This is a genomic window from Rouxiella aceris (assembly GCF_012933545.1).
GTDB lineage: Bacteria > Pseudomonadota > Gammaproteobacteria > Enterobacterales > Enterobacteriaceae > Rouxiella > Rouxiella aceris.
Genome location: NZ_JAADJU010000011.1, coordinates 97,962 through 113,114 on the forward strand (window position 1 = coordinate 97,962; position 15,153 = coordinate 113,114).

A 15,153-nucleotide genomic window follows, 5' to 3' on the forward strand; every position below is an offset into this window, starting at 1 on the left:
GAATGAGATCACAGAGGTGATAAAAACCGTTCAGCAATGAAAAATACTCTCGCCATTACATATAGTTATAATATAATAATTTGTGCAAAAATTTTGTTTTCATAGGATTACCGACAATGGAAACCCATAAAATCCCCTGGCATCTGATACCAGGAAATAGTGATATCCAAATTGAAAATATCATGGAGCCGGTCAGGTTGGCGCTATCTATTGAAACCAGAAAAATAAAGGCCAACTCTCAAGGATTCAATAACGATGAACACGCAGCCAGAAAATTTGTCATGACTATCACGGAAGAACTGCGAAAACTGGGTTTTGAAGGTCTTCATGATTTGCATCAATCCAAAAGTAACTCAGGCTATTGGTATTACAACCTGCTCGCCATTTGGCCTATCGGGCAACCACCAGAGACCGTCTTTAGTACCTTCAAAGAAGCCAGCTCTGTTGCCAGAGTCAGAAAAGGCAAAGTAAAACGCGAGGGCGACATATGGCGGGTATTTTTTTAATAACTGGTGTAATTTTGGACAGTATACAATAATTCAGAAAAACCAAACCCAAAGAAACGGCCCTCGCTTCATACAGCCTAAATGAGATAGCAGGATGACTGATTTTATTTACCTTAATACAAGCTACCAAGACAAAGATAAAGTAAAAGCGTTGGGCGCTAAATGGGATCCTGATTTTAGGCGCTGGAGGATACCGGCTGATACTGCTGATTTGCACGTATTTAGCCCTTGGTTATCTGCTGAGATTACATCAACGTTAACACCTGCCAATAACCTGGACCTTCCCGCCCCGTTAGAGAGTAGTCTTTCACCTACAATCTATCGTCCCGATGGCATAACTTTATCGGTTTTATTAAAAGGTGTCGAAGATGTGGTAAATCAGACTTTTGCTCAAGGTGTCTGGACTATCGTTGAGGTGGTGAACGTAAAAATAATCAAGGAGAATGTCTATCTCGACCTGTGCGAACGAGACCCCCAAGGAAATGAGTTAGTTAAAGCCGTTGCAATCATCTGGTCAAAACAGGCGGCTGTCATATTACCTAAGTATCAGCAGATAACCGGAAGCCTGCTGGGCCCAGGCATCAAACTTTTGGTCCGCGCCAAACCCCACTTCACTGCAAGGTGGGGATTCAAGCTACAAATAACTGAAATTGATCCAGCCTTCACCCTCGGTGACCTGGAAGCCCGCAAACAGCGGATCCGCGTACAACTTCAGCAACAAGGTATATGGAAAAAAAATAAACAACTTTCACTGCCGTGGGATTATCAGGATATTTTAGTCATTGCGCCACAAAATGCAGCAGGACTCGGAGATTTTCAAACCGAAGCCAAATGGCTGCAAAGCTTTAATGTTTGTAATTTTGAGTATGTCCACAGTCTATTCCAGGGTCATACCGCGACTGCCGAAATCCGACAAAAACTCAAAAATGCCCTGGATAGCAGAACAAAGCAGGGTATTCCCCTGCCTGATATTATCGTAATTATTCGTGGTGGCGGTTCTGTTAATGATCTGGCATGGTTGAATGATTTCGAACTTTGCCGAGACATTTGCCTGCTGCCGATACCTGTCCTTACCGGAATAGGCCATGAAAAAGATTCCACTGTTCTGGATGAAGTTGCCTGTTATGCATTTGACACCCCCTCAAAAGTGATTGGTTCAATAATCCAGAACATCAAACAACGTACCTCCGAAGCTAGAGAACTGTATGCTTCAGTAATTAATTATGCGCTACGTATAAAGGAAGATGCTTTACGCGAGATTACCCTGCTATCTCTTGAAAATAAAGCTGCTGCATTAAGTATATTGGAAAAAAGTCGTCATGCATTGCTAAGCACCATAAATAATATTCAGCAAAATTCATTAAAACATATCGCACAATCTCGCCATATTACCGCACAGCATTATCAACTTATTAAGTTACAGTCCACTAAAGAAGTTAGCGAATTAAAAAGTCATTTACCCTATTTGCTTTTACAGGTTAAGAACAACGCGAGAGCCAATATAGCCTTATCACGCCGTGAAGCATCTGATATTACTGATTATCTTTGGCAAGAATCAGGCCGAAAATGTGCTACTGCGAGAGCAGGAACAAGTCGCCTATTTACCGCACTTGAGAACAACACAGAAAAAAACACTTATATTGCACGGCAAAACTGTCGGAACGATATGACTAGCCTGCAAGAAAATGCACTACGGCTGGTTTATAATGGTCATAATCAAATTCGTTCCTTGATTACAGGGATCAGCGAAAAAACCAAAACTGATATCCGACAACTCAAATTAACGCTGAACCAAGAGGTAAGATTCAATCTTAATCAAGTTGGATATCAATTAACCTTATCCCGTCATAAGACACAAGGATTCATTCGAGAAATCACCGGCCAGGGGCCAGAAAAGACACTAAGACGTGGCTTTACAATTATTCAAGACGAAAAAGGCAAACCTGTCACCAGTTCAAAAATAACTGCTAATAAGATAACAATTCAATTTTATGATGGCTCACGCAAAGCCATAATGGAGAAAAATGATGACGACAACATTTAAAGATGCCTACAATACCCTTAAAAATCATGCACAAACCCTACGCTCGCAACAAGAGCCAAATATAGATGATCTGCTTCGTATTGTTGAAGAGTCAGTGACTGCTTATAAAACATGCCAATTGCGTATAGACGCTGTTGAACAAGCATTACAAAAAGCGCTCTCAGAAACAAATCTGGAGCATTCTTCTGATAGCGAACAGATAAATGAAAAAGAAGGGGGTTCTGCAAATAATAATTCATTTGCGGAAGATGAAAACGATATACCATTTTGACTCATTATAGAAAGGGTATAAATAATTGGGCTTGATGGCTCCGCATCAGCGAGATGGATGTGGGCCACCTGCTATTAAGCAGTTTTATCACTGGCGCTAAGGTATCCAGCCTGATTTTGATGCCTATCGCGATGCTGGTGATTATTTTCTCCTGTAACACTGCATTTTTTTGTCAGACATCGAATGCCGACAGCAACATAGTCCTGACAGAGCACAAACATGGATAGCTTCTTCTCTCCTCGCCCATGGCACCATCAGTTCTCTTTTCACGACCGAAGTTTGTGCTTCGGTGATCTGTTTTAAGAGATAAGGTAGTCGAAGATGGCGAGCTATTTTTTTTCCATTCCTAAAGTCTATTTTGGCGAGGAAGCCATTGGCGCATTACGTCGGCTGAATAATAAAAAGGTAGGGATTGTTACCGACGATTTTATGGCGAAATCAGGGAAAACTCGCTATTTGATCAACGAAATGCCCCATGCTTCGGTATCCATTTTCAGTGATGTCACACCCGACCCAAGCGTCGCGATCCTGCAAGCAGGTGCGGCGCAATTTAAATCGTTCAAACCAGACGCCATTATTGCTCTGGGCGGGGGGTCATCGCTGGATGCAGCGAAGGGGATCAAGGTCACGCTGGAAGAGTATTTCCCTGACCACCCGATAGAGCTTATCGCCATTCCAACCACCAGCGGTTCCGGTTCAGAGGTCACCTCCTACGCCATTATTTCCGATCCGCAAAACGGTCGTAAATATCCGCTCATTGCGGAACAACTGGTACCGGATTACGCCATTCTCGACCCACATTTGGTGTTATCGGTTCCTCGTCAGGTCGCGGTTGATACCGGAATGGATGTGCTGACCCACGCCATCGAAGCCCTGGTGTCCACGGGTGCCAATGACTTTAGCGATGCGCTGGCAGAAAAAGCCATTGCGCTGACCTGGCAATACCTGCCCGAAGTTTTCCGGGATGAGCAAAATATTCAGCCACGCAGCCATATGCACAATGCTTCGTGCATGGCCGGAATGGCGTTTAACTCCGCGGGACTGGGTCTGGTGCATGGTATGGCGCATGCCATTGGCGGCATGTTGCATATCCCGCATGGCAAAATTAATGCCATGCTTTTGCCGCTGATCATTGAGTTCAACGCCCGACACGCTCCCGATGCCATGGCGCGTTATCTGCAATGCGCCAACATTATGGGTATACAGCAAGCCACACCCCAGCAAACGGTCCACGCGCTGATAGACGGCATCCGCGATCTCAATCGCCATTTTGACATCCCCGCCACCTTGCGAGAGTTGGGCAAAAACCCTGCAGATATCGAATCACTACGTCAGCAGCTTATTACGGCCACCCTGGCTGACGGTTGCACGGCTTCCAATCCCTGTAACCCCGATGCCGCAGATATCGACCAGCTATTGACACAGATTGTCGGGTAAATCTGGACAAGTTTGTCCTCGAGTAACCGGACGGTCAAAAAAATCCTGCGTAACGGCAAAAAGCGCAACGCGGGACTGAATATTCTAAACATCGTTCCACTCATCACTTTTCAGGTCGTTGACGTTATGAATGACAACCAACAGCAAGCCGAATTGATTACCCGGCAGATCCTGCAGGAACTCGCTGCCGGTGACTCCCGGTCGATGACCAAAGCACCCCAGGTGTCGCAGACGCTGGAAATTCCCGTCGGCATATCCAATCGCCATGTTCATCTGAGCCGGGAAGATATGGATGCCCTGTTTGGCTACGGTTCCACCCTTACCCGCATGAAAGCGGTGAAACAGCCAGGCCAGTACGCCGCCGAAGAGACGGTGACCCTGCGTGGGCCAAAGGGCGAGTTGAAGCACGTAAGAGTGCTTGGCCCGCTGCGTAGCGCTACTCAGATAGAAATCTCGGTCTCGGACAGCTTTGTCCTCGGGGTGAAAGCCCCCGTACGTATGTCGGGCGACCTGCACGACTCACCGGGCATTGAAATCATTGGCCCATGCGGCCGGATTATGAGATCTGGCGGCGCAATTGTCGCCTGGCGGCATATTCATATTTCGCCTGCCGTTGCAGAACAGTTTGCCCTGCGCGACGGAATGGAAATAGACGTCCAAATCAATGGCCAGCGTGGCGGCATCCTCAGCCACGTCAGGGTACGGGTCAGCGCTGACGCAGTGCTGGAAATGCATATCGATGTCGAAGAGGCAAATGGCTTTGGCTTGCGTAACGGCGATTGCGTCAGACGCGTAATAACGGAATGCCATTATGGGTGAAAGTCCAGAAATCAGGCGGTTACATAAATTGGCAAGCTTGGTCAGCAGCGGCGAATACCGCCCTTGTCGCGGAGCGCTGAAAGTGGGTGTTGATCCTGGTACCGCCAATATCGCCCTGGTCGTTCTGGATAAAGAGGACCACCCGGTCGCAGGTATCAGCCATCCTTCCCGTGCGGTGAAAGATGGTGTGGTGGTGGATTTCCTCACTGCCAGCCGAGTGGTCAGTGGTCTGAAAGCAACCCTTGAAGCACGCCTGGGCAGAACGCTGACCCACGCCGCAACGGCGATCCCGCCAGGGATTTCAGCCGGCAACACCAAGGTGATCGTCAACATGGTGGAAGCGGCTGGATTTGAAGTTACGGCGGTGGTCGATGAACCTGTTGCCGCCGCACTGGCGTTAAATATTCAAGACGGCGCCGTAGTCGATGTCGGCGGCGGCACCACCGGCATCAGTATCCTGCGTTGCGGCAAGGTTATTTTTAGCGCCGATGAGCCGACCGGTGGCAATCATATGACGCTGGTACTGGCCGGCGCACTGAGTATGCCTTTTGCCGAAGCGGAAGAGATGAAGAAAGCGCCCGAGCATCAAGATCAGGTTTTTACCCTGGTTCGTCCGGTGGCAGAAAAAATGGCTTACCTGGTGGCAGGCTGGCTGGCGCACTACCCGGTTAAACAGATCTACCTGGTAGGCGGCGCGAGCAGTTTTCATCAATTTGCCGAGGTTTTTCGCCAGGCCACCGGTAAAGAGGTCATTCAAGCGATCCAGCCATTGTTAGTGACGCCGCTTGGCATTGCCATGCATAGCCGCTGAGGAGAGCAATCATGGACTCACAACGTCTTTCGCAGCTGGTTGATAGCCTCATTGATAAAGTGCTGGCGCAACGCAAACAGCTTTTACAGATGCGCAGCCAGATTATGCGTGTTGTCTTGAGCGGTGAGGATCTCACGACACTGCCCGCCACGCTGGATTGCCTCACGGCGCTGGATCGTAGCGGCTATCTGCTGGTATTGGCCTTTTCCCACAGCGCAATGCAGTCGTCGCTCCACTCCACCTGCCTGCAGGAACTGGCCCGACGCGGCATTGATGTACTGAGTGACAACCGGGAACCGCAGCAACAGGAGGCAGCCTACAACGGTCTCTACCTGCCCGCGCTGTCCAGCAACAGTATGAGCAAAATCGCCTTGGGTATTAGCGATAATCTGGTGTGCCGTTGGGCCTTTCACGCGCTGGGGCTGAATAAATCCGTCATTGTCACGCTCAACGCCGAGTGTCGCCATGACTCAACCTGTTCACTGCCACCCGCATTGCGGACGCGCCTGGCAAATTATGCCTCAACGCTTGCCAGCTATGGTTTCACCGTGATTGACCAACATCTTGTCAGCGCGAAAAGCACACCATCGACGAGGAGTAGTAAGCAGTTACTAACCCTCAGTGATGTGCGCCAGCACCCGCAAGGGCAAGTACTGCATATCGATTGTCGTACGCTGATTACCCCCGCCGCCCGAGATGAAATTCGGGATCGCTGCATCGCCATCGTTCAGAGTTAGCAGGAGGAAATATGTATCTGGCAAAGGTTACCGGCGCGCTAGTTTCAACCACCAAACACGCCTCGCTTAATGGCGCGAAATTGCTGATTGTTGCCCGCCTGGACGAACACTATCAACCCACGGGCACAGCGCAGGTCGCAGTGGATTTTGTCGGTGCCGGCAACGGCGAAACCGTGATTATTTCTACCGGGAGTTCGGCACGTATGAGTACCAGCAAAGAACATTCGGTTATCGACGCTGCCGTGGTCGGCATTGTCGACTCGCTCGATCTTAATGTCCTGTAATGGCTCGTGAGGTAAAACCATGCGTTATCAACAGAATGGCGATCTGGAGCAACGTATCGATGATGCGATTTCGCACCAGTTATCGCCGCGCCATCTGTCGTTAAGTCTGACAGAGGCGGCGGCACTGGCGAACTATGCCAGTGAAGCCGCCGAAAAGGCTAATGTGCCCATCGTATTCAGTCTGGTGGATGCCTGCGGCCAGCAACGTTACTTCTTTAGCATGGATAACGCCTTGCTGATCAGCCACACCCTGGCTGGGCAAAAAGCCTGGACTGCGGTGGCGCTGAAAATGCCGACCCACCAACTGGCAGCAGAAGTACAGCCAGGTGCCAGCCTCTACGGCTTGCAAAATGAGCCGGGCATCTGTTGCTTTGGTGGCGGACTGCCCTGCTGGTCTGCTGGCGTACTGCTTGGGGCGATAGGGATCAGCGGCGGCAGCGTCGAGGAAGACATCGCCATCGCCAAGGCGGCATTAGCACATTTTAGTCGTGAGCACTTTCCTCTTACCCCGTTCAATGAATCGTTTATCTGAACATCAGACACAGACAGAGGTCATTATGTCGTTAGCTTCACTGGTTCTGGTTATTAACTGTGGTTCATCTTCTCTCAAGTTTTCCGTCATTCCACGCAATGCGGATACCCCGTTGCTCTCTGGACTGGCAGAAAAATTGGGGCTGAAAGAGGCCTGTATTAGCTTTAAAGACGCCGCCGGTAATAAAACGATCGAGTGCCTTACCGAGTCCAGCCATCACAGTGCGCTACAAGCACTCTTTGCCAGGCTCGATGATCTGGCGCTATTGCCGCAGATATGCGCCATAGGCCACCGTGTCGCGCATGGCGGCAGCGACTTCAAACAATCCGTGCTGCTCACTGCTGCGGTTATTACCCGTATTCGCGAGCTATCGGCGTTGGCCCCCTTGCATAATCCTGCCAACCTGATCGGCATTGATACGGCCATGTCGCTATTGCCAGACCTGCCGCAGGTGGCAGTGTTTGATACGGCTTTTCATCAGACCCTGCCACCAGCAGCCTATACCTACGCCATTCCGCTAAAGTACCAGCAATACTACCAGGTCAGGCGATACGGCTTTCATGGTACATCGCACCGCTTTGTGGCCGCAGAAGCCGTTACCCGTCTGCATCTCGACCCGGCAAACCACGGGCTCCTTATTGCCCATCTGGGCAATGGTTCTTCAGTGTGCGCCGTGAAAAATGGTAAAAGCGTTGATACCTCAATGGGCATGACACCACTGGAAGGTCTGGTAATGGGGACACGCTGCGGCGATCTGGATCTGGGTGCCGCCGCCTATATCGCTCGTTGCACCGGGCAGACGATTGAATCTCTGTACAAAATGGCCAATAACGAGTCGGGTCTGCTTGGCTTGTCTGGCCTTTCCAGCGATTGTCGCACCCTACAGGAAGCACGCTGTAAAGGTGATCCACGGGCAACCCTTGCTATTGATGTGATGGTTCATCGCCTTGCCCGCCATCTTGGCGCCCACCTCGCCTCGCTGCATCGCTTTGACGCCCTTATTTTTACTGGCGGTATTGGCGAAAATTCCGCGCTGGTACGTGACCTGACCGCCCAAAAACTGGCGGTATTTGGTATTCGACTTGATACGGTAAAAAATGAAAGAACTTGTGCCGGTCGAGATGGCGTGATCTCTTTGCCCGGTTCCCCCATCGTCGCCGTGATCGCCACCAACGAAGAAAAGATGATTGCGCAAGATGCGTCTGCCATTTCGTCAGCTGTGTCGGCCGTTGTCTGATGCTGTCATCCCCTCGGTTATAAAGGAGGATTTTATTGTCTCGGGTTATATAGAAAAACAAGAAAGTCTCCCTGACCGGCAAAACATTTTGTCACTGGCAGAATAACATCGTAGTGCATGAATTATTAAGTCTATGAACCAACCCAAAGGGTTATTTCATAACTTGCTTTCACTCTCACCTGGAATATTGAGGTCGTTATGCAACAAGAAGCATTAGGTATGGTTGAAACAAAAGGTCTGGTATCCGCAATTGAAGCCGCAGATACCATGGTTAAATCCGCAAATGTGACATTGGTAGGATATGAAAAAATTGGTTCCGGGCTGGTTACCGTAATGGTCCGTGGCGATGTGGGTGCAGTAAAGGCAGCAACTGATGCTGGCTCGGCTGCCGCAACCAAAGTCGGTGAACTGGTCTCTGTGCACGTTATTCCGCGCCCACATATCGAAGTGGAAAAAATCCTGCCGAAAGCTGTCAGTTAATAAAGCCAGAGGATACTGACCATGAGAGATAATCTTGTTGAACAGATTATATCTGAAGTAATGAATAAACAGGCCGACACGAGCGAAAATAAAAAAAATGCCGCCAATTTCACCGGATGTGGTTTAACGGAATTTGTTGGCACAGCCCTGGGACACACTATTGGACTGGTTATTGCTAATGTCGATCATCAACTGCATGAAGTCATGAATATCGACAAGAAATATCGCTCAATCGGTATTCTTGGCGCGCGCACGGGAGCAGGACCACATATTTTCGCGGCGGATGAAGCCATTAAAGCGACGAACAGTGAAATTCTCTCCATTGAATTGGCGCGTGACACCGAAGGTGGCGGCGGACATGGGTGCTTAATCGTGTTTGGAGCCACTGATGTCTCCGATGTTCGCCGTGCCATTGAAGTTGCGCTGTCTGAAATTGAGCGAACGATGGGCGATGTTTATGGTTCACCGGCCGGGCATCTGGAGTTCCAGTACACCGCCCGCGCCAGTTATGCCCTGAACAAAGCGCTGGGCGCACCGGTGGGTAAAGCCTTCGGTATGACCTGTGCCTGCCCGGCGGCAATTGGTGTGGTGGTAGCTGATGCGGCAGCCAAAGCGGCGGTGATTGAGCCAGTGGGTTACGCCAGCCCGGCCAAAGGCACCAGTTTCAGTAATGAAGTTATCTTCACCTTCGCCGGGGATTCTGGTGCCGTTCGCCAGGCGGTGATTGCAGCAAGAGAAGTCGGGCTGCAACTGCTGTCAACGCTGGATCCTACGCCAATCAAATCGACGACTACGCCGTACATTTGATGGCACGCAGTAACACGTATGAAGCGATGTGAAGTAAGGAATGAATAGCATGAACGATCTTGAAATTTCTCAGGCCGTTTCTCGTGTGCTGAGTAAATACACTAAAACAGCGCCGCAAGCCGCCGTGCAGAGTGCACCCGAGCCTGTGGTGCTGCCAAAGCAAGACAGTATTGAGGCCATTGTTGCCAGCGTTCTGGCTGGCCGGGTAAACCAGCAACGGCCAGACACCAGCCCTTCTGCCGGGGAAGGGGCTTTCGCCACCATGGATGAAGCCATCACCGCAGCACAACAAGCTCAGATCCAGTATCGCCACTGCTCAATGCAGGATCGCGCCAGCTTTGTTGAAGGTATCCGCAAACTTTTCCTGCAGGAGGAGGTGTTGCAGGCAATATCCCGCATGGCAGTGGAAGAAACCGGGATGGGAAACTGTGTCGATAAGCTGGTGAAAAACCGTGTTGCGGCGCAAAAAACACCCGGCGTTGAAGATCTGGCGACTGGCGCGTTAAGTGGCGATGGTGGACTGACCCTGACGGAATACTCGGCGTATGGCGTTATTGGTTCAATCACCCCGACCACCAATCCGACGGAAACCATTATCAACAACGCCATTGGCATGCTGGCAGCAGGGAATACCGTCGTATTCAGTCCTCATCCACGCTCACGCAATGTCTCTCTGTACTGCGTTGCGCTGATAAATCAGCAATTGGCCCGGCTTGGCGCCCCCGCCAATCTGGTGGTAACCGTGTTGACCCCATCGATTGATAACACCAATGCGTTAATCGGTGATCCCCGCGTCAATATGCTGGTAGCGACAGGTGGCCCGGCCATTGTGAAAACCGTCATGTCCTCCGGGAAAAAGGCGATTGGCGCCGGTGCCGGTAACCCGCCTGCCGTGGTGGATGAAACCGCCAATATTGAGAAAGCGGCCAGAGATATTATCAATGGTTGCAGCTTCGACAACAACTTGCCTTGCGTGGCTGAGAAAGAGGTGATTGTCGTTAACGAAGTGGCGGACTATCTCATCCATTGCATGAAGAAAAGCGGTGCCTTGCTGTTGTGTGACAAACAGCAGATTCAGCAACTGCAATCGCTGGTGCTCAATGACAAGGGAACCGGTCCAAACACCGCCTTTGTGGGTAAAGACGCACGCTATATTCTTCAGAAAATAGGCATTAGCGCACCGGAAGAGGTCAAAGTCATCTTGATCGAAACTGAACGAGACCATCCGTTTGTGGTGCACGAATTGATGATGCCGATCCTGCCGGTGGTACGAGTCGAAAATGTTGACGAGGCCATCGAACTGGCAATCAAAGTGGAACATGGCAATCGTCATACCGCCATGATGCACTCTACCAATGTCGAAAAACTCACCAAAATGGCACGTCTGATCCAGACCACCATTTTTGTGAAAAATGGTCCGTCATATGCCGGATTAGGCGTTGGTGGTGAAGGCCATGCCACCTTCACTATTGCCGGCCCAACCGGTGAAGGACTGACCTCGGCACGATCGTTTGCCAGGAATCGTCGCTGTGTAATGGTTGAAGCACTCAATATTCGCTGATAAAGCTGGACGGGTAGCCCTTTGATGAAAAAACGCATTATCAACGCACCGACGCCGGAAACGCTGGCCATGCTAAAACGGCGTATGCCTTCCGAGTCGCGCAACCGACTGGAGATGGTACGCATTGATGCCATCGGGTTGATTATGCTGCCGGTGCCGGATTTGTACTTTTACGCCGATCAGGCCAGTAAAAGCGCACATGTGGCAGTATCGGAAATCTTTGGCAGTTGCCCACAACATATCACCACGCTGGCCATCTTCGGCGAAGTCGCCGCAGTGAATGAAGCCATGCGTATTATTGAGGATGATGCGGGTCAATACTGAGAGTTCGCTTATGAAAAAAATTTTGATGCTCGCAGGCGATTTCTCTGAAGACTATGAAGTCATGGTGCCATGGCAGGCGTTAAGCATGTTAGGTTTCAGAGTCGATGTGGTTTGTCCGGGAAAAAGAAGCGGCGAATATATCAAGACCGCCATTCATGACTTTGAAGGTGATCAGACATATACCGAAAAACCCGGCCATTTATTTAGACTGACCGCATCATTTGATGAAATTAGAATGCAAGAGTACTCCGGCGTTTATATTACAGGAGGTCGAGCCCCCGAGTATTTACGCCTTAACAAGTCCGTACTGAATATTATTCATTACGCGATGAATTTTTTATTACCCGTGGCGGCTATTTGCCACGGCCCGCAAATTCTGGCCACGGCCGGAGTATTGAAAGGGAGAAAGCTGACGGGGTATTTTACCATTAAACCTGACATTGAAATGGCAGGGGGTATTTGGATTAATGCCGCAGACGATGAAGCCATACAAGATAACAATCTTGTCACCGCAACCAATTGGATGGGGCATCCGTCAATATTGCGTCACTTTATCAGCTTAATAGGCACCAGTATTATTCAATAGTGTACCCGGCACTGCCGTGAGGTTAAACAATTCAGGTGTGGTTGACAAATCACGCTTATATCATTTCGGGAGTTATTGTATGTTAGAGAAAGGCTTTACTAATCCGACAGATCGTGTTGTAAGACTCAAAAATATGATCCTTCACGCCAAACCTTACGTAGAATCTGAACGCGCAGTGCTGGCGACCGAGGCTTATAAAGAAAATGAACATTTACCGGCTATTATGCGTCGGGCAAAAGTCGCCGAGAAAATATTCAACGAACTGCCAGTCACCATCCGTCCTGACGAGTTAATCGTAGGTGCGGTAACCATTAATCCGCGCTCGACGGAGATCTGCCCCGAATTCTCCTATGACTGGGTCGAAAAAGAGTTCGATACCATGGAGCATCGTGTTGCCGACCCCTTTATCATTCCGAAAAAAACCGCAGCAGAACTGCATGAGGCCTTTAAATATTGGCCAGGCAAAACCACCAGTTCGCTGGCGGCATCCTATATGTCTGATGAAACCAAAGAAAGTATGGGCAACGGCGTATTTACCGTCGGCAACTACTTCTTCGGTGGTGTAGGCCATGTCTGCGTCGATTACGGCAAGGTACTGAAAATCGGTTTTCGCGGCATTATCAATGAAGTCACCCGTGCGATGGAAAATCTGGACCGTAACTCGCCGGATTACATCAAAAAACAACAGTTCTATAACGCCGTTATTCTCAGCTATGAGGCGGCCATTAATTTTGCGCATCGCTATGCACAGGAAGCAACACGCCTCGCCCGGGAAGAACGCGATCCAAGGCGTCAAGGCGAGCTGGAACAGATTGCTCAAAACTGTACCCGCGTGCCGGAATACGGTGCGACTACCTTCTGGGAAGCCTGTCAGACCTTCTGGTTTATTCAAAGCATGTTGCAGATTGAATCCAGCGGTCACTCCATTTCCCCAGGACGTTACGACCAGTACATGTATCCTTACCTGGCTGCGGATAAATCCATCAGCAAAGAGTTCGCCCAGGAGTTGGTAGACTGCTGCTGGATAAAGCTCAATGACATCAACAAAACCCGTGATGAGATTTCCGCGCAGGCCTTTGCCGGTTATGCGGTTTTCCAGAACCTGTGCGTGGGTGGTCAGACAGAAGAAGGTCGCGATGCCACCAACGACCTGACCTATATGTGTATGGAAGCTACCGCCCATGTGCGTTTACCGCAACCTTCGTTCTCGATTCGCGTCTGGCAAGGGACACCGGATGAATTCCTGTTCCGCGCCTGCGAACTGGTACGCCTGGGTCTCGGCGTGCCGGCCATGTATAACGATGAAGTGATTATTCCGGCACTGCAAAACCGGGGTGTATCGCTGCACGATGCCCGCGATTACTGCATCATTGGTTGCGTGGAACCGCAGGCACCGCATCGTACTGAAGGCTGGCACGACGCCGCATTCTTCAACGTGGCGAAAGTGCTGGAAATCACCCTTAACAATGGCCGTTCCGGTGCCAAACAGCTTGGCCCAATCACCGGCGAGTTGACGCAGTACACCAGTATTGATGACTTCTTTACCGCCTTTAAGAAACAGATGGCTTTCTTTGTTCATCAACTGGTAGAAGCCTGTAACAGCGTTGATATCGCGCATGGCGAACGCTGCCCACTGCCGTTCCTGTCTGCAATGGTGGACGACTGTATTGGTCGCGGCAAATCACTGCAGGACGGGGGGGCAATTTACAACTTTACCGGCCCGCAAGCCTTCGGTATCGCAGACACCGGTGACTCGGTCTATGCCTTGCAGAAACAGGTTTTCGAAGATCGCAAACTGACGCTACAAGAGCTGAAAAGCGCGCTGGATGCCAACTTTGGCTCTCCGCTTGGCGGTGATCCGCACGCGGCAGCGGCTAAATCTTCGCTGGGTGAGCAGGAAATTTATGACGTGGTTAAACGCATCATTGACGAACATGGTTCACTTAATCCGGCGGCGATTAAAAATGAAGTCTATCGCCAGCTTTCCAGCTCCAGTGCAGCGCCATCGACGGGCAACTCACGTTATGAAGAAATTCGCCATATTCTGGAAAATACCCCGTGCTTTGGTAACGATATCGACGAAGTGGATCTCGTCGCCCGTAATTGCGCATTAATCTACTGCCAGGAAGTAGAGAAATATACCAATCCGCGCGGCGGTCGTTTCCAGGCCGGTATCTACCCGGTTTCTGCCAACGTACTGTTCGGTAAAGATGTCAACGCGCTACCCGATGGTCGTCTGGCGAAACAGCCTCTTGCCGATGGCGTCTCCCCACGCCAGGGTAAAGATACCCTCGGCCCAACCGCAGCGGCGAACTCAGTGGCGAAACTGGATCACTTTATCGCCTCGAACGGTACGCTGTATAACCAGAAATTCCTGCCTTCTTCACTGGCCGGAGAAAAAGGTCTGCGTAACTTTGGCGGTCTGGTACGTAACTACTTCGATAAGAAAGGGATGCACGTTCAGTTCAACGTTATCGATCGTAAGACGTTGCTGGAAGCGCAGAAAAATCCGCAAGAGCATCAGGACCTGGTGGTACGCGTAGCAGGTTATAGCGCCCAGTTCGTGGTGCTGGCCAAAGAAGTTCAGGATGACATTATCAGCCGCACGGAACAGCAATTCTGACGTGTAATCTGTCTGTTGGGCCATAGCGATTTATATGGCCCATCAGGCCCGATATCAGTCGCTGATTCGCTTACAACCTGATGGGCGGTTTTAT

16 protein-coding genes are annotated in these 15,153 nt (G+C 50.2%); all 16 read left to right on the forward strand.

Annotation, left to right across the window (positions count from 1 at the left end; all coding sequences use genetic code 11):
• Window positions 1-116: 116 nt before the first annotated feature.
• Entirely contained in the window at window positions 117-506 is a 390-nt protein-coding gene (locus GW590_RS19200) for a hypothetical protein (protein ID WP_169404685.1), read from the forward strand.
• A 94-nt stretch (window positions 507-600) separates the two neighbouring features.
• Window positions 601-2,550 (forward strand): exodeoxyribonuclease VII large subunit, encoded by a 1,950-nt coding sequence (xseA, locus tag GW590_RS19205; protein WP_169404686.1) that lies wholly within the window; start codon window positions 601-603, stop codon window positions 2,548-2,550.
• Window positions 2,531-2,821 (forward strand): exodeoxyribonuclease VII small subunit, encoded by a 291-nt coding sequence (xseB, locus tag GW590_RS19210; RefSeq protein ID WP_211186841.1) that lies wholly within the window; start codon window positions 2,531-2,533, stop codon window positions 2,819-2,821. Before xseA ends, xseB begins: the two co-directional genes overlap by 20 nt.
• A 321-nt stretch (window positions 2,822-3,142) precedes the next feature.
• Complete coding sequence (locus tag GW590_RS19215; protein ID WP_169404687.1) at window positions 3,143-4,258, forward strand: 1-propanol dehydrogenase PduQ; 1,116 nt, start codon at window positions 3,143-3,145, stop codon at window positions 4,256-4,258.
• Between the two features lie 126 nt (window positions 4,259-4,384).
• Complete coding sequence (gene pduL / locus GW590_RS19220) at window positions 4,385-5,077, forward strand: phosphate propanoyltransferase (protein ID WP_169404688.1); 693 nt, start codon at window positions 4,385-4,387, stop codon at window positions 5,075-5,077.
• Window positions 5,070-5,888: an ethanolamine utilization protein EutJ gene (gene eutJ / locus GW590_RS19225; RefSeq protein ID WP_169404689.1), complete on the forward strand. Its 819-nt coding sequence runs from the start codon at window positions 5,070-5,072 to the stop codon at window positions 5,886-5,888. The genes pduL and eutJ overlap by 8 nt, the downstream gene beginning before the upstream one ends.
• 11 nt (window positions 5,889-5,899) lie before the next feature.
• Complete coding sequence (locus GW590_RS19230; protein ID WP_169404690.1) at window positions 5,900-6,625, forward strand: flavoprotein; 726 nt, start codon at window positions 5,900-5,902, stop codon at window positions 6,623-6,625.
• 11 nt (window positions 6,626-6,636) lie between these two features.
• Window positions 6,637-6,909 carry a EutN/CcmL family microcompartment protein gene (locus tag GW590_RS19235; protein ID WP_169404691.1) on the forward strand — a complete coding sequence of 91 codons (273 nt, stop codon included), beginning with the start codon at window positions 6,637-6,639 and terminating at the stop codon, window positions 6,907-6,909.
• Between the two features lie 19 nt (window positions 6,910-6,928).
• On the forward strand, window positions 6,929-7,441 hold the full coding sequence (locus tag GW590_RS19240) for a GlcG/HbpS family heme-binding protein (protein WP_169404692.1): 513 nt from the start codon (window positions 6,929-6,931) through the stop codon (window positions 7,439-7,441).
• 25 nt (window positions 7,442-7,466) lie between these two features.
• The gene (tdcD, locus tag GW590_RS19245) at window positions 7,467-8,678 is read left to right on the forward strand and encodes a propionate kinase (protein WP_169404693.1); all 1,212 of its coding nucleotides are present in this window, start codon (window positions 7,467-7,469) and stop codon (window positions 8,676-8,678) included.
• Window positions 8,679-8,876: 198 nt separating this feature from the next.
• Window positions 8,877-9,158: a propanediol utilization system shell hexameric protein GrpH gene (grpH, locus tag GW590_RS19250; protein WP_169404694.1), complete on the forward strand. Its 282-nt coding sequence runs from the start codon at window positions 8,877-8,879 to the stop codon at window positions 9,156-9,158.
• A gap of 21 nt (window positions 9,159-9,179) precedes the next feature.
• On the forward strand, window positions 9,180-9,965 hold the full coding sequence (gene pduB / locus GW590_RS19255; RefSeq protein WP_169404695.1) for a propanediol utilization microcompartment protein PduB: 786 nt from the start codon (window positions 9,180-9,182) through the stop codon (window positions 9,963-9,965).
• Between the two features lie 49 nt (window positions 9,966-10,014).
• Window positions 10,015-11,526 (forward strand): aldehyde dehydrogenase family protein, encoded by a 1,512-nt coding sequence (locus tag GW590_RS19260; RefSeq protein ID WP_169404696.1) that lies wholly within the window; start codon window positions 10,015-10,017, stop codon window positions 11,524-11,526.
• Window positions 11,527-11,550: 24 nt separating this feature from the next.
• The gene (locus GW590_RS19265; RefSeq protein WP_169404697.1) at window positions 11,551-11,850 is read left to right on the forward strand and encodes a BMC domain-containing protein; all 300 of its coding nucleotides are present in this window, start codon (window positions 11,551-11,553) and stop codon (window positions 11,848-11,850) included.
• Between the two features lie 10 nt (window positions 11,851-11,860).
• Window positions 11,861-12,436, forward strand: coding sequence for a DJ-1/PfpI family protein (locus GW590_RS19270; RefSeq protein ID WP_169404698.1), 576 nt, complete (start codon window positions 11,861-11,863; stop codon window positions 12,434-12,436).
• 79 nt (window positions 12,437-12,515) lie between these two features.
• Window positions 12,516-15,059, forward strand: a complete 2,544-nt coding sequence (grpM, locus tag GW590_RS19275) for a glycyl radical diol dehydratase GrpM (protein WP_169404699.1) — start codon at window positions 12,516-12,518, stop codon at window positions 15,057-15,059.
• Window positions 15,060-15,153: the final 94 nt, after the last annotated feature.

Coding starts and splice junctions, on each gene's coding strand:
- GW590_RS19260 (WP_169404696.1), top strand. CDS start 10,015: ATGAACGATCTTGAAATTTCTCAGGCCGTTTCTCGTGTGCTGAGTAAA.
- GW590_RS19230 (WP_169404690.1), top strand. CDS start 5,900: ATGGACTCACAACGTCTTTCGCAGCTGGTTGATAGCCTCATTGATAAA.
- pduL (WP_169404688.1), top strand. CDS start 4,385: ATGAATGACAACCAACAGCAAGCCGAATTGATTACCCGGCAGATCCTG.
- eutJ (WP_169404689.1), top strand. CDS start 5,070: ATGGGTGAAAGTCCAGAAATCAGGCGGTTACATAAATTGGCAAGCTTG.
- GW590_RS19215 (WP_169404687.1), top strand. CDS start 3,143: ATGGCGAGCTATTTTTTTTCCATTCCTAAAGTCTATTTTGGCGAGGAA.
- GW590_RS19240 (WP_169404692.1), top strand. CDS start 6,929: ATGCGTTATCAACAGAATGGCGATCTGGAGCAACGTATCGATGATGCG.
- xseA (WP_169404686.1), top strand. CDS start 601: ATGACTGATTTTATTTACCTTAATACAAGCTACCAAGACAAAGATAAA.
- grpM (WP_169404699.1), top strand. CDS start 12,516: ATGTTAGAGAAAGGCTTTACTAATCCGACAGATCGTGTTGTAAGACTC.
- GW590_RS19270 (WP_169404698.1), top strand. CDS start 11,861: ATGAAAAAAATTTTGATGCTCGCAGGCGATTTCTCTGAAGACTATGAA.
- GW590_RS19265 (WP_169404697.1), top strand. CDS start 11,551: ATGAAAAAACGCATTATCAACGCACCGACGCCGGAAACGCTGGCCATG.
- GW590_RS19200 (WP_169404685.1), top strand. CDS start 117: ATGGAAACCCATAAAATCCCCTGGCATCTGATACCAGGAAATAGTGAT.
- GW590_RS19235 (WP_169404691.1), top strand. CDS start 6,637: ATGTATCTGGCAAAGGTTACCGGCGCGCTAGTTTCAACCACCAAACAC.
- tdcD (WP_169404693.1), top strand. CDS start 7,467: ATGTCGTTAGCTTCACTGGTTCTGGTTATTAACTGTGGTTCATCTTCT.
- xseB (WP_211186841.1), top strand. CDS start 2,531: ATGATGACGACAACATTTAAAGATGCCTACAATACCCTTAAAAATCAT.
- grpH (WP_169404694.1), top strand. CDS start 8,877: ATGCAACAAGAAGCATTAGGTATGGTTGAAACAAAAGGTCTGGTATCC.
- pduB (WP_169404695.1), top strand. CDS start 9,180: ATGAGAGATAATCTTGTTGAACAGATTATATCTGAAGTAATGAATAAA.